We start from the raw sequence: 19,471 nt of genomic DNA on the forward strand, positions 1-19,471 counted from the left end.
TTTATCCCACCATTCCCATTAAATATACTACAGTGAAAATAAACACCCAAACTACGTCAATAAAGTGCCAATAAATCGATGCAACATAAAACTTCGGTGCATTGTATAAATTTAGACCTCTCTTCGCATTTCTAAAGATTAATGTTAAAATCCAACATAACCCAAACAATACGTGGAGTCCATGTGTACCAACAAGAGCATAAAACGCAGAGCCAAAGGCACTACTTCTCATAGTATGCTTAAATTCATGTGTATAATGATAAAACTCATATATCTCAAATCCTAAAAACCCTAAACCTAGCAATACTGTTACTAGTAACCAAAGCTGCATTTTCTTAAAGTTAAAGTTTTTCATGTGATACATCGCATATACACTCGTTAAGCTACTCGTTAATAAAAGCATCGTCATAATGAAAACGAGTGGCATTTGGAACATCTCTTGAGATGTTGGTCCACCATTTGTAGAATTCTTTAACGCTAAATATGTTCCGAATAAGGAAGCGAACAACACTGTTTCGCCTCCAAGAAATAACCAAAAACCGACAAACTTATTTTTCCCTTCAAGGGTTGCTTTTTCAGGCTCTGCTGGAAATGTTTCATTCGTTAATTTTTCATCTACATGCATTATGCCTTGCCCCCCTTATCCTCTAAATCTTCTTTATGAATATGATACCCATGATCATCAATTACTGAACGTAGGAACATTGTGCCAAATGTAATGATTAAACCAATAATTGCTACTAATAACCAGAACTTATCTTTTCCGCCCTGCATATACATCGCACCAAATGCCGCTATAAACAATCCGAAAGAAATGACAAATGGTGAAAACGAAGGATTTGGCATATGAATATCACCAACTGGTTCCGCTGCTGTCATTTCTTTATTACCTTCACGTTTTTCAATCCAAAACGGATCTAATCCGCGAACAAATGGTAATTGTTTAAAGTTATATTCTGGTGTCGGTGCTGGCATTGTCCATTCTAATGTACGTGCATCCCACGGATCACGACCAGCTTTTTCTTTTGATACTGTCGTTTTAATTACATTGAATAGAAGAACAATCGTTCCAAGAGCCATAAATACCGCTCCGATGGAACTAATCATATTCCCCATTTCCAACCCTTGCCCTTCAAGATATGTGTAGTAACGGCGTGGCATACCAATCAAGCCAAGGAAATGCTGAATAAAGAAAGTTAAATGGAAGCCGATAAAGAATAGCCAAAACGTTATCTTTCCTAATGTTTCATTTAATACTTTATTAAACATCAGTGGCCAATAATAATGAGCTCCTGCAAGTAAACCAAATACAACACCGCCAACGATTACATAATGAAAATGTGCTACTACGAAATAGTTATCATGAAATTGATAATCAGCTGGTGCAGATGCTAGCATAACCCCTGTAACTCCACCCATTACGAATGATGGAATGAAAGCTACTGCCCACATCATTGGTGTCGTAAAACGAATACTTCCGCCCCACATTGTAAAGAGCCAGTTGAATATTTTGATACCAGTCGGAACCGCAATCGCCATTGTTGCAACTGAGAAAATAGCATTAGCAACTGGACCAAGTCCAACAGTAAACATATGGTGCGCCCATACCATAAATCCTAAAAATCCAATTAATACAGTCGCAAACACCATCGATGAATAACCAAACAATCGTTTTTTCGAAAATGTTGCGAAGATTTCTGAGAATATTCCGAAAGCTGGGAGTATAAGAATGTATACTTCTGGATGACCGAAAATCCAGAATAAATGCTCCCATATAATTGTATTCCCGCCCAATGCCGGATTAAAGAAACTTGTTCCAAATAAACGATCTAACATTAAAAGTCCTAATCCTACAGTTAACGGCGGAAAAGCGAATAATATAAGCGAAGATGTTACAAATGTTGTCCATGTAAACATCGGCATACGCATATACGTCATTCCTGGAGCGCGCATATTAATAATGGTTACAAGGAAGTTAATTCCTCCAATTAGTGTACCAATACCTGAGATTTGCAAGCCGAGTACATAGAAATCAACACCATGACCTTTAGAGGCTAAAGCTAAAGATGCATAAGATGTCCATCCTGCATCAGGTGCTCCACCTAAAAACCAACTTAAATTTAAAAATACTCCACCAAAGAAAAATAACCAAAATCCGAGTGAATTCAAAAACGGGAACGCTACATCACGTGCACCAATTTGAAGTGGTACAGCGGCGTTCATAAATGCAAACACGAGTGGCATAGCTGCGAGGAAAATCATTGTTGTACCGTGCATCGTTAATACTTGATTATAAGCATCCCCAACAAGAAAAGCGTTGTTAGGAATCGCTAATTGAAGGCGAATAAATAGAGCTTCTATTCCGCCTATTACAAAAAACAATCCACCTGCAATTAAATAGAGAATGGCAATCTTTTTATGGTCTACTGTCGTTAAATAATCCCATATGACAGCACCCATCCCCTGTTTTTTTGCTACAGAACTCACGTTTTCAACCTCCCCTTCGCGAATAGTCCCTCTTTACTTTTCAACTTTTAACGTTTGTAAGTATGCATTTAATGCATCAATTTGATCATCCGTTAAGTTGCCATATTTGCCAGTCATTTTGTTTCCTGGCTTCATATTTTCAGGATCTTTCAGCCATTTTTTTAAGTTTTCTTCATTGTTTTCGGCAATACCGGCAACCATATCGCGATCCGCAAAGTTTGCTAAGTTTGGTGCGATACGAGCGGAAGGTGGTCTACTATCATTAGATCCAACTGCGTGACAACCAATACAGCTTTTATTAAATATTTCTTGGCCCTCTTGCGCCTTTGTTGAAGCTACTTCTTTCTTCCCATCAATCTTCTTCATATCAGCAAGCCATTTTTTGTACTCGCTTTCATCTAAAGCTTTCACTTTAAATTGCATTAAAGAATGTGATGGGCCGCAAAATTCTGTACAAAAACCATTATAAGTGCCCGATTTATCTGCCTTTAACCACATTTTGTTCACATTGTCTGTATTTGTATCCATTTTCCCTGCTAAAGATGGAACCCAAAATGAGTGTTTAATATCGGCACCCTTCAAATTTAAATACACTTTCTTACCTGTGGGGATGACCAAATCTTGCGAAGTTACTATCTTTTCTGATTTATAAGAAAATTCCCACCAATAAAGATTCGCTGTTACATCAACAACGATAGTATCTTTATCAATATTCTTTTTCTCCATCGCACTTACATCAGCAAGTTTGAATGTATATGTAACTGTTGGAACAGCTAAGATTAGTAAAAGAATAATCGGAATAACTGTCCATATAATTTCTAGCTTGTGATTCCCTTCAACTTGCTCTGGAATATAATCTTCCTGACCTTTCTTTTGTCGGAAACGCACAATTACATATAAGAAAATAATAGTAACTACTAGTACTACTCCTACCATGATTGCACTCGCCAGTAGAAGTAAATCATATTGCATTTTTGCTACTTCTCCTTGCGGAATTAAAGTAGATTGAAAGGCTTTACCGCATCCCCCTAACAGTAAAGCCAGCAGTGAAACGAACGAAAGCAGTCGCCACTGTTTCTTCATACAAACAACCCCCACTTTCCTTGTGAATTAGATTGTACTTTATAGTTAAGTAAAGTAAATCTCAACGTAAAGAAATCCAATTATGTCGTTGTCTTAGAAGAATGTAACTACAATCATTGATACAAATAAGATTGTTAAATAATTTAGGGAATAAACAAACATTTGCACGGACCATTTGATGTCATCTTTCTTACGGAAGCCATAAAATCCTAAAACGATCCATCCGATGTTAAGCAGTGTTGCAATTACCATAAATGTTATCCCTAGTCCACTCATATAAAATGGTAGTGGTAATAAACATGCTGTCCAAATCATAATTTGGCGTTTCGTAATTTCAAATCCATGAACTACAGGAAGCATTGGAATTCCTGCATTTCGATATTCATCAACACGTTTCATTGCTAATGCAAGGAAATGTGGGATTTGCCAAATAAACATAATTAAAAATAACATCCAAGCAATTGGATGGCCTAAAGATGGATCGATTGCTGCCCATCCAATTAAAGGAGGAACTGCACCAGATATACTACCTACAACAGTATTTAGTGTATACTTTCTCTTTGTCCATAAACTATATAGAACAACATATGTGAAAGCACCAATAAATCCCATTAAGACTGCCATTGGTGTTGTTAATAATAAAAATACAAAACCAAGAAGTAATATGACTAGTCCAAATGTAAGTGCAAATCCTGGTTTATACTTTCCAGTAACCGTTGGACGGGTCTTTGTTCTTTCCATTAATGGATCGATGTCTCGATCAATGTAGTTGTTTAAACAACATACCCCTGCCATAATTAATCCTGAACCAACGATTGTAAAGAATAACTTATCCAGATTATCCATTACACTTAATCCATTAAAGTGTAATGCCAACCAAAATCCTGTAAATACAGTAAGTGTATTTGAGTTTACAATCCCCATTTTAACGAGTGCTTTTAAATCTTGTAACCGAGTTGTTTCCGGTACACTTGTAACAGCGGACTCATCATGCAGCTCACTTGTTGCATGGTTCATCACTCTAACCCCCTCTTAAAACTTTCATCTTTCTTTTTGCGCCTATTTCAAATGAAATAATTCGCTTCTATATAGCAATATTATTACAGTAGAAACATTGTTAACCCATTCTACTACTAATCTACGCCCATACTCCAATATATTAAATCATATTTCCCGAACATTTTGTGAAGAAAACATGAACTTTTTGTGTCGAATATAAAAAACTTCATTCTGACTTGTCCTTATCATAACATGATGTTACCTTCTATAATAAACTATTTTGTCCTATTTAACACGTATTCTCCCCATTTCTTTTCAAAATAGCCTATTTTTCACCCAAAATTTTCCTTGCGAACCCTGTTTTTACACCTATTTTCTCTCCCTTTCCTTCCCCCTCCATTTCTTTGCTATTTTATTATTTTTTATATATCATAGGAACTAGCGCGTTTTATTCTATACATAATGGAATGAAAATATTTCGCAATAACTTCATAGCAGAAAGATGGTGAAAGAGATTGCAACGCTTTATTAAATGGTTAGCAGTCATTACAAGCCTTGATTTATTAATAGTTTTATTAGGAGGCGCTTTAGTTACAAAAACAGGTTCTGGTCAAGGTTGTGGTAAATCATGGCCACTTTGTAACGGTGAATTTGTTCCATCTAATTTATCAATGGAAACTATTATTGAACTTAGCCACCGATTAACATCAGGATCAGCTGGAATTCTTGTCACTCTACTTTGTATTTTGTCCTGGAAATATTATAAACATGTGCGTGAAACAAAAACGTTAGCAATTTTATCCTTCGTATTTTTAGTTGCACAAGCATTAATGGGAGCAGCAGCAGTTGTTTGGGGACAAATGCCAGCTGTACTTGCTATCCATTTCGGTATTTCCTTAATTTCATTTGCTTCTGTCATTTTATTAACGTGTCTTATCTTTGAAATTGACCAAAAATTTGATGCACGTTCACTTATTATGGACAAAAAAATGAAATTTCATATTTATGGTGTAACAATTTACAGTTATATCGTCGTCTACACAGGTGCTTTAGTACGTCACGAACGAGCTAGCTTAGCCTGTCCAGACTTTCCTTTATGTAGCAAAAACAGACCTATGCCAACTCAACTACATGAATGGGTTCAAATGGGCCATAGGGTTGCAGCGATGTTAATTTTCGCTTGGATACTATACGCCATGATTCTCGCTATTCGCCATTACAAGCAGCAACCTGTAGTATATTGGGGATGGATCATTTCATTTATCCTTGTTACACTTCAAGCTGTAGTAGGAGTTTTAGTTGTATTTACAAACGCTAGTTTAGCGATGGCATTGTTACATTCTCTATTCATTTCTTGCTTGTTTGCCGTACTATGCTATTTAGTTATGTTAGGAACAAGAAGTAAAGTGAATGCCAAAGAAGCCGAATCAACTTCTAAACAAACAAAATAATTTAAAACTAAAATCCCTTGCCAATTCGGCAAGGGATTTTTTGCAATAAAAAAGAGCTGTATTTACACAGCTCTTTTCTTATTTTAGTGATCTAATTCAATAAGTAAATCACCCGTTTGAATCGCATCACCATCGTTAACATATACTTTCTTTACTTTACCATTGAACGGCGCTTGAACTGTCGTTTCCATTTTCATCGCTTCTGTAATTGCCATAGAATCGCCTTTTTTCACTTCGTCGCCTTCTTTTACAACTACTTTAATTACCGTTCCTGGCATCGTTGCACTAATATGATTTGGATTCTCACGGTTTCCTTTCACACGTTGTGCAACTGTTGCTTTTACACTCTCGTCTTTCACGATAATTTCACGTGGTTGACCGTTAAATTCCAAGTAAAGAACGCGGTTTCCATCCGGCTGAGGTTCTCCAATTGATACTAGTTTAACCATCAATGTTTTACCCTGTTCAATTTCTACATCAATTTCTTCACCTAGTCTCATACCATAGAAGAACGTCGGTGTATCAAGTACAGATACATTTCCATAAAGCTCAGCAACTTTTTCATAATCCATAAATACTTTTGGATATAAAGCATATGCCACTACATCAAAAATCGTTACTTCGCGTCCAAGTTTATGGAATAATTCTTCTTTTAACGCTTCGAAATCTACTGGCTCTAGTAATTCACCTGGTCTTACTGTTAATGGCTCTTTCCCTTTTAAAATAATCTTTTGTAATTCTTTCGGGAAACCACCGTACGGTTGACCTAAATCACCAGAGAACATTTCAACAACAGATCCTGGGAAGTCCATCGCATGTCCACGCTCTAAAACATCTTGTTCTGTCAGATGGTTTTGAACCATAAATAATGCCATATCACCAACAACTTTTGATGATGGTGTTACTTTTACAATATCTCCAAACATGTCATTCACACGGCGGTACATTACTTTCACTTCATCGAAGCGATCTCCTAAACCAACCGCCTTCGCTTGTTGCTGAAGATTACTATACTGCCCACCCGGCATTTCATGCATATATACCTCTGTATGAGGCGCATTCATACCACTTTCAAACGGTGCATAGTATTTGCGTACATCTTCCCAATAGTGAGATAGTTTTTCTAAAGAATCTATATTAACATCTGGTTGTCTTTCGTTTCCGCCTAACGCATAGTATAGCGTGTTCGCACTTGGTTGTGACGTTTGACCAGCCATAGAACTCACTGCTACATCGACGATATCAACACCTGCTTCAATTGCCTTCGTATACGTTAATATACCATTTCCACTCGTATCGTGCGTGTGCAGATGAATTGGAATCGACACTGTCTCTTTTAATGCAGAAACTAAATCATATGCTGCATTTGGTTTTAGTAAGCCCGCCATATCTTTAATACCTAAAATGTGAGCTCCTGATGCTTCTAACTCTTTTGCTAAATTTTTATAATAATTTAAATCATATTTACTACGCAGTGGATCATGAATATCCCCTGTGTAGCACATTGTTGCTTCTGCAATTTTACCAGTGTCTCGTACAGCGTCAATTGCAACTCTCATGCCTTCCACCCAGTTTAAACTATCAAAAATACGGAATACATCAATGCCTGCTTGAGCAGAACATTCCACAAATTTTTGAATTAAATTATCTGGATAGTTTTTGTATCCAACTGCGTTTGAAGAACGAAGTAACATTTGGAATAACACGTTCGGCATTTTTTCACGAAGATCTAGTAATCGTTCCCATGGATCTTCTTTTAAGAAACGATACGCAACATCAAACGTTGCACCGCCCCACATTTCCGCTGAGAATAGGTTCGGTAACATTCTCGCTGTTGGCTCCGCAATTTGATGTAAATCTTTTGTACGAATACGAGTTGCAAGTAATGACTGGTGTGCATCACGGAATGTTGTATCCGTTAAAAGTACACGTTTTTGATCCTGTACCCATTTTACTAATCCGTCCGCTCCACGCTCGTCCAAAATTTGTTTCGTTCCATTTTGGATTGGCTCTGAATGTTTTAAACATGGAATACGAGCATCTGGGAATATTGGTTTTTCTTTTTTCCCTACTCCTGGGAAACCATTTACTGTTACTGTACCAATGTAATTTAACATTTTCGTTCCACGGTCTTTACGTTTCGGGAACAAGAACAATTCAGGTGACGCATCGATAAATGAAGTATCATATTCTCCTGATAAGAAGTTTTTATGCTTTACTACATTCTCTAGGAATGGAATATTTGTTTTAATACCACGAATACGGAATTCTTTTAAGTTACGTTCCATTTTTGCAGCAGCTTGCTCAAAAGTAAGTGCCCAAGTTGTAACTTTTACAAGTAAAGAATCGTAGTACGGTGTAATAACTGCACCTTGGAAGCTATTCCCTGTATCAAGACGCACACCAAAACCACCACCTGATCGATACGCCATAATTTTTCCTGTATCCGGCATAAAATTATTTAGCGGATCTTCAGTTGTTACACGAGATTGAATTGCAAATCCATGTACAACTACTTCCTCTTGCTTCGGAACACCTACCATTTTGCTATGTAATGAATGTCCATCCGCTATTAAAATTTGTGATTGAACAATATCTACTCCCGTAATCATTTCTGTAATCGTATGTTCTACTTGAACACGTGGATTTACTTCAATAAAGTAAAACTCATCATCTTTTACAAGGAATTCTACTGTTCCTGCATTTAAATAGTTTACATTTTTCGTTAACTTCACAGCAGCATCACAAATACGCTGACGCAGATCATCTGAAAGTGATACACTCGGTGCAATTTCTACAACTTTTTGATGACGACGTTGTACAGAACAGTCACGCTCGTATAAATGAACAACATTGCCTTCTTCATCTGCTAAAATTTGTACTTCTATATGTTTAGGTTTTTCAACGAATTTTTCGACGTAAACTTCATCATTACCAAAAGCTGCTTTCGCTTCTGATTTCGCTCGATTATATGATTCTCCTAATTCCTCACTAGTACGCACAATACGCATACCACGACCGCCACCCCCAAGGGATGCTTTAATAATAATCGGGTAATCATACTTTTCAGCAAATTTTTCGACTTCTTCTAATGAATTTACTGGACCATCACTACCAGGTATAACTGGAATTTGTGCTAGCTGCGCTTGTGTTCTTGCTTTCACTTTATCTCCAAACATATCTAAATGCTTACTTTTCGGACCGATAAAGATAATTCCTTCTTCTTCACAACGTTTAGCGAATTGAATATTTTCTGACAAGAAACCATATCCAGGGTGGATTGCATCTACATGATTACTTTTTGCAATCTCAATAATGCCTTCAATATCTAGATAAGCATCAATTGGTTTTTTTCCTTCCCCAACTAAATAGGACTCATCGGCTTTATAGCGATGATAAGAACCACTATCCTCTTTAGAATAGATTGCAACTGTTTTTAATCCAAGTTCCGAACAAGCTCGAAACACACGAATTGCAATCTCTCCACGGTTAGCTACCAATACTTTTTGAATACGTTGCAGCTTTGTCATGATTTTCCCCCTCTACTTTCCTACCACTCTAGAGATAAAATATATACACGCCTTAAAAAGCGTGAAGTTCTTCACTTTCCACATTATATTATACTTAGAAAGCTTCACTTTATTTTTATCCATCATACCTTATTTTCTAACAAATGATAAGTTTTCTGTGCAATTTGTTTCACAAAAATAGTATAGCATACCTCTTCCTTTTCTAACAACTTAATTGTATATCACATTTAAGTTAATGTGATATATCTTTTTAACTGAAAGAGAAATTAGTACATCATATTTAAAACTACTTAAAAATAAAAAACACATCATGCTCTAAAGCACAATGTGTTTTTATTTTACAACTACAAGATGTGGTCCATTTTGTTCTCTTTCTTTCATTAGACCATTCTGTTGTTTCTCTTGTCGTTTCACGTGACTAGCAATATTGAGTAGTATTCCCATTGCAAGTAGATTAGCTAATAAAGAACTTCCGCCGTAACTAACAAACGGTAATGGTACTCCTGTAAGTGGTATTACTCCAGACATACCACCGACATTGATAAACGTTTGAACTCCAAACAAGCTTGCAATTCCGATAGCTATTAAACTTCCAAATGGATCTGTACACTTTTGCGCAACTCTAAATGACCGAATAATAATAAGTAATAAACAGATTAAAATGATAGCTACACCTATAAAACCAAGTTCTTCAGATATAATTGCCATTATAAAATCCGTTTGCGGTTCTGGTAAATAACCATATTTTTGTACACTATTCCCTAATCCTCTACCATTAAGCCCTCCAGAAGCGATTCCAATAAATGAATTCACTAATTGAAACCCATCCTTTTGAGGATCATTAAACGGATCAAGGAAAACAGAAAAACGTGCCTTTTGATATGGATTTAATGCATAATTACCAAGAAGATATAGTGCCGGAATCCATACTATAGAAGTTAAAGCAATTCGTTTAATCCATAAGTTAACCTGTACTCCCGAACAAAGAAACATAATTCCTACTGTTCCTGCAATTAACAAATCAGTACCTAAATCATTTTGCTTTAATATTAAAAACATGATTATTCCAACACCAATAAGTACTGGACCTGACCCTTTGAAAACAGGTGTATTCGTTTCTTGTCTTTTCGCAAAAAAATGAGCTAAGACGAGAATAACTGTTATCTTAACAAATTCTGCAGGCTGTATTCCAAATATCCACCCGTTTGCACCGTTTACTGACTTAGTGAAAAAGGCAGCTGCAGCTAATAAGGCAACACTAGCACCGTAACTCCCCAACAAAAAAATTCGTTTTCTCCAAACTTTATATGGGATAGTAGCAATAATTATTAATACCATTGTCCCAACAACTAAAGTAATTAATTGTCTTTTAAAAAAGAAATTTGCTGGTTTATCAAATCTCGAAATCGCAACAATGGAACTCGAACTATATACCATTATTACCCCCAGCACACATAAAATAACAAGAGGAAGTAACAATGAATAATCCATTGATTTCCATACTTTTTTCATTTCATTTCCTCTTTCTGTTTCAATTTAATTATTGTTGTATTCCATATGTACATTGATTCTTCCTGCTTTATTATACAAATAAAAAGCTCAAACTAATTTAGTTTGAGCCCCCTTATTTGAACCCGTTATTGTTGTTTGTTTGTAAATGCTTCATGAAGTGCAGATAACTCACGTTCGAGCTCACCTAACATTGCTTTCCCTTGTTCTTCTGCAATAAGACCAAGGCGAACCGCAAAATCGACCTCGCGGGATAGTCCAAACATTTGTGTGTCTAACACTTCTTCATATAATGGACATTGCGGCATTGTAAGATGGTCCATTTGCACCTTAATAAGTCTTAAAATCTTCTCTGCATCCGCTTGTAGAAGGGCTAGTGCCTTTTCCTGATGATTTGCTACTGTCTCAGACGCCAAATTGATTCCCTCCGTTTCCGTCCTACTCTCCTCTATCCTATCTATTAATATTAGCGATAGTTTTAATAAATTGCAATAGAAACATTTTTTGTGACAACAGTGTCTAATACTATTATACTGAAAAGTGGGAGTATAACACAAATGGGGGAACAACAATGAGCGAAATTTTATTTATTAACGGAAAAGTACGTTTTCCAATCACTATTGATCCAACTGTTTGGATCTTTGATGATCGAAAAGTAGATTTGACAACTTACTTTGATGAAACTAGAGAAAACACGTCTGAACTAGAAACTTATTTAAAAAACACTTCAGAACATTGGGATCGCGAAATCCGTGATGGTGCCGCTTTTCCTCCAATACAACAAAGTGTGAAGAAATATAAAAAAGAACAGCTGATTACTGGAACATTTGGTATACCATTTCATCCATTCCTTGCTAACGCTGAAATTTTAGAGGACGCTACGCAAGTTAAAATTGAAACGGTAGATCATACAATGACACTTCCATTAGAAACTGTCAAAAATGCTATACTAGGCTTTTCAAAAGAAGGAAAACCATTAAAAGAAGACGGGCCTGTTCATCTCTATTTCAATGATGGATCTAATCAACAAAATCCAATCCGTAACATCCGTAAATTTACAATTATTTAAAGAAAAGGAGTGAGCTTAAGCTCACTCCTTTTTACAATAAATCTGCTGCTAGTTGAGCTAAATTAGATCGCTCCCCTTTAACAAACTTCACATGACCACTAATGCGCTGTTCTTTAAACTTCTCTACAACATATGTTAAGCCATTATTATATTCATCTAAATATGGGTGATCAATTTGCTGAGGATCTCCCATCAATACAATCTTACTCTTTTCCCCTACCCTAGTTAATATCGTTTTCACTTCATGCTTTGTTAAATTTTGTGCTTCGTCAATGATAATGAACTGATCTGGAATACTTCTCCCGCGTATATAAGTAAGGGCTTCTACTTCAATCGAACCCATTCCAGCTAAAATAGCATCTAACTCTCCTGGCTTTTTCGTATTAAATAAATACTCTAGGTTATCAAAAATTGGCTGCATCCATGGTCTTAACTTTTCTTCTTTTTCTCCTGGTAAATAACCGATATCTTTTCCGACTGGAACAATTGGTCTTGCCACAAGTAATTTTTTATATAACCCTAAGTCTTCTGTTTGCATAAGTCCCGAAGCTAACGCAAGTAACGTTTTTCCTGTGCCGGCTTTCCCCGTTAACGTTACAAGCGGAATATCTTCACGAAGCAACAATTCTAATCCCATAATTTGCTGCACATTTCGTGGTCGTATCCCCCACACTTGTTCATTGTGAAAAATAAGTTTCTTTACCTTCTTACCTAAGTGATCCACAATGCCAAGAGCAGAACTAGAGCCCCCTAATGCATCTTTCATCACTACAAACTGATTTGGGTAAAAAGGATGATTCGCAATTTCAGATAGAGGCAATTCACCTTTCTCATAAAAATAATCCAATTGTTCTTTTGATATATATCCTTCTAAAAAGCCAGAATATATATTTTCTACTTCAATTACGCGATCACTTAAATAATCTTCAGCCTTCAAACCAATTGCATCAGCTTTTACCCTTACGAGTACATCTTTACTTACCAAAATAACAGACTTCCCGTCCTCTTTTTCCTGTTCTTCTAAAGATAGATTTTTTGCTACAGCTAAAATTCGATTATCATTTGTTTTTTCTACAAAAATATCTTGTAGTTGAACAAATGAACGATGGTTCAATTCAATACGAAATGTTCCGCCGTTTTCTAGCGGGATACTTTCATGCAGCTTTCCTATTTCACGAAATTTATCTATTAACTTAGATACATAACGAGCGTTTCGTCCTACTTCATCCATATAACGTTTTTTCGAATCAACCTCTTCTAATACAACTGCTGGAATCACTACTTCATTGGTTTCAAATGAAAAAATAGATAAAGGATCCTGCAAAAGTACATTCGTATCTAACACATAAATTTTATCCAACCTGTTACCCCCTGACTCCACTTTTAAATTTGTAGAACAAGGGTTTCATCCATACAATATGGACGAACCATTGTTATAATTATATGTACCGTGTAAACGAGGTAGAATCGAAAATCATAGTCATTAAACCTTTTATTTATTCTTTATTCATTTCTATTCAATATATTACTTTTTATTATAATTATTAACGTTAAATCACAATAACCGATTACAAAAGTGAATAAACGAATTTCCTATTTAGCATCTTTATAATTCTCTTATCCCTACTAACACTTCATTATCCAGCTTTTTCGCTGCCCGAAGATCATATGTTTTTTCATATGTTGGTTCAATTGCAAGTTTCGCTCCATAAAACATAACATCACGCACTTCTTGCACATTTACTTCTATTACAGTTAATTTTAGAGAAATACCTTCCATTCTATCTGTCAAAATTTCACCTGCACCACTTATAGAAAATACGGATTCATTCGCCATTATAGTCAATACCACACCTGTATTATGCCGTATATTTTCCACAATACGTGAACGTTGATCTACTGCAAATCGAATACTAGTTTTACTCACTGCATACACCCAAGAAATAGCACTTACGTTAGGAACTTGCTTTTCGAAATCTGTCGTTGCTATCATAACAATACACTCTTTACGCAACGTTTGTACTAAATCCTCTGTTAAGGTAGGCTCTACTACATTCGCCATATTTTCACCTCCAAACATACTTGGTATATCCTTATCATAACTTATTTTTTGAATTGCGAAAATATTATTTTTTCCCACTATTATTCAAAAACATTATACTTCCATGATATACTTATACTGATAGAATTCGTATTGAGGTGACGAAATGAGAGTCAAATGTATGATTTGTGATAAAAAAGATATGTTAGATGATGAAAATCCTATGGCAAAAAAACTGCGTAATCGCCCTATTCATACATATATGTGCATGGAATGTTCGGAACGAATTGCAGAGCGTACAATGGAACGTCATGCAAGTGGTAATTTCCGATTATATCGTGATAAAAAAATCGAAGATGATTGGTAAAATGTAAATAAGTCCTTACTCATATAGATAAGGACTTATTTATATTTTTCTGGTTCACGATTCATCTGATCCAAAAAACAATCAATGGCTTCTAACGGAAACCTTGCAGATTTCCGTTCTCCATTCATTTCATATGTAATTAAATACATTTCCTCGTTCTTTTCGACTTCTACATTTCTTAATTTATGTTCTTCATATATCATATTTTGAAATAACAAATATGTTTCTTTTGCAGCACTATCATCTGGGCGTGCTTCCGCAACTGTTTTAATTGTTAACCAATTATATAGTGCATCTTGTACCGAACGCATGAAAACTCCCCTTCCTTATCCTGCTTTTTGTTGTTTCGCTTGACGCAAACGCAATCTATAAATTCCAAGTACAATTGCCGCTACAACAAGTCCTTCTCCAACAGGTAAAAACACAGCAAAAAAGGTTAATACTGTGCATCCAATTGCTAATGATATGTATATCACAATATTTTTTAGTACAGACAACTTTCTAGCAAATCCTAAATTATAAACGAGAGCACTTAATATAATAATCGTCCCATAAAGTAACCACATTCCTAACTCTGGATTTTCATCTACCTTACACAATTTTGCAAAAAAAGACATCCTTTCTAACACACTCTTCCCCCCTAGCAGTAAAATACAATTTTCTTTATACACTTAATACAAGAGTAACTCGCAAAAAAAATACTGTCCACAAAAATGAGTAAATATTCTAAAAAAATAAACAAAATAAAAAAACAACGCCCTTTATAAAGGGCGTTGTTTTTTTATTTTTACGCTTCAACAGATTTCTTTTTCTTAGCAGCTCTTTCGCGCTCACTCTTATCAAGAATCTTTTTACGTAGACGAATTGATTCTGGAGTTACTTCACAGAACTCGTCATCGTTTAAGTACTCTAATGATTCTTCTAAAGTCATTAGGCGTGGTTTCTTCATTGTTGAAGTTTGATCTTTCGTCGCAGAACGAATGTTAGTTTGTTGTTTCATTTTCACAACGTTAACTGTTAAGTCGTTCTCACGAGTGTGTTCTCCTACAATCATACCAGCATATACTTCTGTACCTGGTTCAACGAAGATTACACCACGGTCTTCAACTTGCATAATACCGTATTGTGATGCTTTTCCTGTTTCAAGTGAAACTAGAACACCTTGACGACGTCCACCAACTTGTCCAGCGTGTACTGGTTGGTAGCAATCGAATGTATGGTTTAAAATACCGTAACCACGAGTTAATGTTAAGAATTCTGTTGTGTAACCAATTAAACCACGTGCTGGAACCATGAAAGTAAGGCGAACTTGACCGTTTCCGTTATTCACCATATCTAACATTTCACCTTTACGTGCACCCATAGATTCCATAATAGAACCAGTGTATTCTTCAGGTACATCGATTTGTACACGCTCTACAGGCTCACATCTTACGCCATCAACTTCTTTAATGATTACTTCTGGCTTAGATACTTGTAATTCATAACCTTCACGACGCATGTTTTCAATTAAGATAGATAAATGTAGTTCCCCACGTCCAGATACGATCCACGCATCAGGAGAATCTGTATTATCTACACGTAAACTTACATCTGTTTCTAATTGTGAACGAAGACGCTCTTCAATTTTACGAGATGTAATGTATTTACCTTCACGACCTGCAAATGGGCTGTTATTTACAAGGAACGTCATTTGTAGTGTTGGCTCATCAATACGTAATAATGGTAATGCATCTTGATGTTCAACTGGACATACTGTTTCACCTACGTTAATGTCTTCCATACCAGAAACGGCTACTAAGTCCCCTGCTTTTGCTTCTTCAATTTCTTGACGTTTTAATCCCATGTAACCGAATAATTTCGTTACGCGGAATTGCTTCACGCTTCCGTCTACTTTCATTAAAGCAACTTGTTGTCCAACCTTCATTGTACCGCGGAATACGCGACCAACTCCAATACGTCCAACGTAGTCGTTGTAATCAAGAAGTGCTACTTGGAATTGAAGTGGCTCTTCGCTGTTATCAATTGGTGCTGGAATATGTTCGATAATTGTATCGAATAATGATTTCATATTCTCTTCTTGATTTGCTGGGTTTGAATCTAAGCTTGCTGTTCCGTTCATTGCTGATGCAAATACAACTGGGAACTCTAATTGATCTTCGTTTGCACCAAGCTCAATGAATAAGTCGATTACTTCATCAACTACTTCATCTGGACGAGCGAAGTCACGATCAATTTTGTTTACAACTACGATTGGAGTTAAGTTTTGCTCAAGAGCTTTCTTTAAAACAAATCGTGTTTGTGGCATACAACCTTCATATGCATCAACAACAAGTAAAACACCATCAACCATTTTCATGATACGTTCTACTTCTCCACCGAAGTCAGCGTGACCAGGTGTATCTAAAATGTTAATTCTTTTATCTTCATAGTGAATCGCTGTATTTTTCGCTAAAATTGTAATACCGCGTTCTCTTTCTAGATCATTTGAATCCATTGCGCGTTCTTCAACGTGTTCGTTCGCACGGAAAGTCCCCGCTTGACGTAATAACTGGTCAACAAGTGTTGTTTTACCATGGTCAACGTGGGCAATAATTGCTATATTACGTAAATCTTGTCGTTTTTTCAACATGTCCAACTCCTAATGTCTTTTTAATCCTTCTCTATTATAAGAGCGAAGGGGATACAATAGCAATTAAAATAAAAGCAAGAATGAAAATATAGTTGTATTCTTACTTTTGTGAAAGTAAAATGAGATTGGAGGGTGAAGAAATGGAACACATTCAATATCGCTTTTTATTAACTGCAATTATCGGTGTTATTTTCTTAATCGGTATCGGCATTATGATTGCTGAAAATAGTCCAATCGGTATTATTATTTGCATTATCGGCACATTTGTTACAGTTGGATACGGTTTTGTAACAAAAAGAAAAATGCGCAAATCACAATAACGCTAAAAAGTAAGAAGCTTATACACAGCCTCTTACTTTTTTTGTTACTCTCATATAAACGATAACACTTCTTCATACACTCCTGGTTTTGCAACTAACACACTGCTCTTCTCTATGATAGAAAGTGGCGCTCCAGAGAATGTCGTCACCTTACCTCCAACTTCTTCTACAATTATCTTTCCTCCGCCAAAATCCCATGGTGATAATCTCGGCGTTACATATGCATCTATTCTTCCTGTTGCAACGTATACCATCTCTAACGCTGCACAGCCATATGATCTTGTGCCTCTTGCTTTCTTAACAAGTGCCATCATACTTTCCATATTAAGCAATGGATTATCTGTAAGCCATATCGCATTTAAAGCTACAATACCTTGCTCTACAGTTCCTTTTTTCAGTGTAGGAATTGATATATCATTACAAAAAGCTCCATATCCCTTGACTGCATGATATAGTTCATCATGCACTGGATCATATATAAGTCCAATCTTTCCGATACCGTTCTCATAAATCCCAATTGAAATCGCAAAATTTCTTTTTTGATGAACAAAGTTCATCGTGCCGTCAATTGGATCAATTAACCAAACAACCCCGTCAGAAGACGTTATCTCGTCTCCATAACCCTCTTCTCCTAAAATATTATGATTCGGGAATGTTTCTTTAATTTTCCCAATTAAAAACTGTTCTATCTCTCGGTCCATATTTGTAACTAAGTCAGCTGCATTTGATTTTGTTTCTATAATAAGTGCTTTTTTCATTGATGCCATTAAATGCTCTCCTGCATCCCGAATCCACCGTTTGGCGTGTGCATCAATGTCTTTCCATACTTCTTGCATGTTTAAACACTCCGATCTATACTGTTCACAGAAAAAACGAACCCTTTATAAGGTTCGCACCAACTAATTTTTTATACATATACTATTATTACGCTTCTAAACGAATCATTTCAAGTCTTAACACTTCTAACTTTTGTACACACTCTTCTTTTTTCTGTTTGTCATCTTCCATCATCGCATCATATAAAGTTGCTAATTCATAATCTAGCTCCAAACGTAGCACCGGTATTCTCTTTTCAGCATCTGTTCTCTTTAACGCATTAATCACCTGTCTCATATTATTTGCCTCCTCCCAATATTCGTCTGCCCTCGGACTAGAATTAATTCAATTTTCTGATTTTTTGTTTTATACTATACTATGTTGGATAAATCATCTATGCAACAAAATTATATTTTTTTATTTAAATTTTTTTGTGCTGTTTTTTTTATGAATAGTACAAGCTATGCTAAAATAAAAGCAAAATAGGAGTTGGAGGAACAATCATGACAATACAAACATTCAAGTCAACTGATTTTGATGTCTTTACAGTTGATGGTCTCGAAGAACGAATGAGTGCAATTAAAACGAACATTCATCCTAAGCTAGAAGCTTTAGGGGAACAATTTGCAGAATACTTATCCAAACAAACTGATGAGAACTTTTTTTATCATGTTGCAAAACACGCACGCCGCAAAGTCAATCCACCAAACGATACTTGGGTTGCTTTTTCAACAAATAAACGAGGATATAAAATGCTACCGCATTTCCAAATCGGCTTATGGGGTACTCATGCCTTCATATACTTTGGTTTAATCTATGAGTGTCCACAAAAAGTTGAGACGGCTCATGCCTTCTTAGAACATTTAAATGATTTAAAAACAAATATTCCAAATGACTTCGTTTGGTCCATTGACCATACTAAACCAAGTGTGAAATTACATAAAACACTTGAAACCGAAGACTTACAAAAGATGATTGAACGATTAGCTACTGTAAAAAAAGCAGAATTATTAGTTGGTATTCATATATCACCAGAGGAGTTTTCAGCAATGACCAACGAACAATTCCTTGCTAAGATTGAATCTACGATGCAATCACTCCTTCCTTTATATGCACTGTGTAATCGATAGTAGAAAACGGACAATTTATATTGTCCGTTTTTAGTTG

The 19,471-nt window shown here is 35.9% G+C and carries 19 protein-coding genes; 5 read left to right on the forward strand and 14 right to left on the reverse strand.

Translation table 11 applies throughout. The annotated features are described in order from the left end of the window. Window position 1: 1 nt before the first annotated feature. The 4 genes from ctaE to ctaB all read right to left on the reverse strand — a co-directional run bounded on the left by ctaE (window position 2) and on the right by ctaB (window position 4,587). Window positions 2-625, reverse strand: coding sequence for a cytochrome c oxidase subunit III (gene ctaE / locus D1166_RS07430; protein WP_000557861.1), 624 nt, complete (start codon window positions 623-625; stop codon window positions 2-4). Beyond that, window positions 625-2,460: a cytochrome c oxidase subunit I gene (ctaD, locus tag D1166_RS07435; RefSeq protein ID WP_153578907.1), complete on the reverse strand. Its 1,836-nt coding sequence runs from the start codon at window positions 2,458-2,460 to the stop codon at window positions 625-627. The genes ctaE and ctaD overlap by 1 nt, the downstream gene beginning before the upstream one ends. A gap of 60 nt (window positions 2,461-2,520) precedes the next feature. After that, window positions 2,521-3,570, reverse strand: coding sequence for a cytochrome c oxidase subunit II (gene coxB, locus D1166_RS07440; protein WP_000745268.1), 1,050 nt, complete (start codon window positions 3,568-3,570; stop codon window positions 2,521-2,523). 93 nt (window positions 3,571-3,663) lie between these two features. After that, window positions 3,664-4,587 (reverse strand): protoheme IX farnesyltransferase, encoded by a 924-nt coding sequence (ctaB, locus tag D1166_RS07445; protein WP_097856055.1) that lies wholly within the window; start codon window positions 4,585-4,587, stop codon window positions 3,664-3,666. Between the two features lie 497 nt (window positions 4,588-5,084). Here ctaB and ctaA point away from each other — a divergent pair, with 497 nt between their 5' ends. Next, window positions 5,085-6,020 carry a heme A synthase gene (ctaA, locus tag D1166_RS07450; RefSeq protein ID WP_001188744.1) on the forward strand — a complete coding sequence of 312 codons (936 nt, stop codon included), beginning with the start codon at window positions 5,085-5,087 and terminating at the stop codon, window positions 6,018-6,020. Window positions 6,021-6,103: 83 nt separating this feature from the next. Here the strand turns inward: ctaA and pyc are convergent, their stop codons facing one another. The 3 genes from pyc to D1166_RS07470 all read right to left on the reverse strand — a co-directional run bounded on the left by pyc (window position 6,104) and on the right by D1166_RS07470 (window position 11,475). After that, window positions 6,104-9,550: a pyruvate carboxylase gene (gene pyc, locus D1166_RS07455; protein WP_000164087.1), complete on the reverse strand. Its 3,447-nt coding sequence runs from the start codon at window positions 9,548-9,550 to the stop codon at window positions 6,104-6,106. 333 nt (window positions 9,551-9,883) lie between these two features. After that, window positions 9,884-11,062 (reverse strand): FtsW/RodA/SpoVE family cell cycle protein, encoded by a 1,179-nt coding sequence (locus D1166_RS07465; RefSeq protein ID WP_000758406.1) that lies wholly within the window; start codon window positions 11,060-11,062, stop codon window positions 9,884-9,886. Window positions 11,063-11,187: 125 nt separating this feature from the next. Further along, on the reverse strand, window positions 11,188-11,475 hold the full coding sequence (locus D1166_RS07470; RefSeq protein WP_000135694.1) for an Fpa/YlaN family protein: 288 nt from the start codon (window positions 11,473-11,475) through the stop codon (window positions 11,188-11,190). A 155-nt stretch (window positions 11,476-11,630) separates the two neighbouring features. On the opposite strand from D1166_RS07470, the gene D1166_RS07475 reads away from it, so the two are divergent. Continuing rightward, window positions 11,631-12,128, forward strand: coding sequence for a molybdopterin-binding protein (locus tag D1166_RS07475; RefSeq protein WP_001289811.1), 498 nt, complete (start codon window positions 11,631-11,633; stop codon window positions 12,126-12,128). A gap of 31 nt (window positions 12,129-12,159) precedes the next feature. Here the strand turns inward: D1166_RS07475 and D1166_RS07480 are convergent, their stop codons facing one another. Both D1166_RS07480 and D1166_RS07485 read right to left on the reverse strand, forming a co-directional pair. Beyond that, window positions 12,160-13,488, reverse strand: a complete 1,329-nt coding sequence (locus D1166_RS07480; RefSeq protein WP_000358083.1) for a PhoH family protein — start codon at window positions 13,486-13,488, stop codon at window positions 12,160-12,162. A 246-nt stretch (window positions 13,489-13,734) separates the two neighbouring features. Continuing rightward, window positions 13,735-14,190 (reverse strand): pyridoxamine 5'-phosphate oxidase family protein, encoded by a 456-nt coding sequence (locus tag D1166_RS07485; RefSeq protein ID WP_000024597.1) that lies wholly within the window; start codon window positions 14,188-14,190, stop codon window positions 13,735-13,737. A 145-nt stretch (window positions 14,191-14,335) separates the two neighbouring features. Here D1166_RS07485 and D1166_RS07490 point away from each other — a divergent pair, with 145 nt between their 5' ends. After that, entirely contained in the window at window positions 14,336-14,536 is a 201-nt protein-coding gene (locus tag D1166_RS07490; protein ID WP_002082250.1) for a YlaI family protein, read from the forward strand. Between the two features lie 35 nt (window positions 14,537-14,571). On the opposite strand, the gene D1166_RS07495 is transcribed toward D1166_RS07490, so the two are convergent. The 3 genes from D1166_RS07495 to typA all read right to left on the reverse strand — a co-directional run bounded on the left by D1166_RS07495 (window position 14,572) and on the right by typA (window position 17,168). Continuing rightward, window positions 14,572-14,847, reverse strand: a complete 276-nt coding sequence (locus D1166_RS07495) for a hypothetical protein (protein WP_001258147.1) — start codon at window positions 14,845-14,847, stop codon at window positions 14,572-14,574. Window positions 14,848-14,862: 15 nt separating this feature from the next. After that, the gene (locus D1166_RS07500) at window positions 14,863-15,165 is read right to left on the reverse strand and encodes a YlaH-like family protein (protein ID WP_000893662.1); all 303 of its coding nucleotides are present in this window, start codon (window positions 15,163-15,165) and stop codon (window positions 14,863-14,865) included. A gap of 158 nt (window positions 15,166-15,323) precedes the next feature. After that, entirely contained in the window at window positions 15,324-17,168 is a 1,845-nt protein-coding gene (gene typA, locus D1166_RS07505; protein WP_000914762.1) for a translational GTPase TypA, read from the reverse strand. Window positions 17,169-17,308: 140 nt separating this feature from the next. Here typA and D1166_RS07510 point away from each other — a divergent pair, with 140 nt between their 5' ends. Next, entirely contained in the window at window positions 17,309-17,488 is a 180-nt protein-coding gene (locus tag D1166_RS07510) for a DUF5325 family protein (protein WP_000400127.1), read from the forward strand. A 50-nt stretch (window positions 17,489-17,538) separates the two neighbouring features. Here D1166_RS07510 and D1166_RS07515 read toward each other — a convergent pair whose 3' ends face one another. Both D1166_RS07515 and D1166_RS07520 read right to left on the reverse strand, forming a co-directional pair. Further along, on the reverse strand, window positions 17,539-18,324 hold the full coding sequence (locus D1166_RS07515; RefSeq protein WP_001158705.1) for an inositol monophosphatase family protein: 786 nt from the start codon (window positions 18,322-18,324) through the stop codon (window positions 17,539-17,541). 88 nt (window positions 18,325-18,412) lie between these two features. Further along, window positions 18,413-18,601: a hypothetical protein gene (locus tag D1166_RS07520; protein ID WP_001250164.1), complete on the reverse strand. Its 189-nt coding sequence runs from the start codon at window positions 18,599-18,601 to the stop codon at window positions 18,413-18,415. 206 nt (window positions 18,602-18,807) lie between these two features. Here D1166_RS07520 and D1166_RS07525 point away from each other — a divergent pair, with 206 nt between their 5' ends. Beyond that, window positions 18,808-19,434 (forward strand): YktB family protein, encoded by a 627-nt coding sequence (locus D1166_RS07525; RefSeq protein WP_000155317.1) that lies wholly within the window; start codon window positions 18,808-18,810, stop codon window positions 19,432-19,434. Window positions 19,435-19,471 lie beyond the last annotated feature (37 nt).

It is taken from the genome of Bacillus sp. ISO11, from assembly GCF_003458115.1.
GTDB classification, from domain to species: Bacteria; Bacillota; Bacilli; order Bacillales; family Bacillaceae_G; genus Bacillus_A; species Bacillus_A cereus.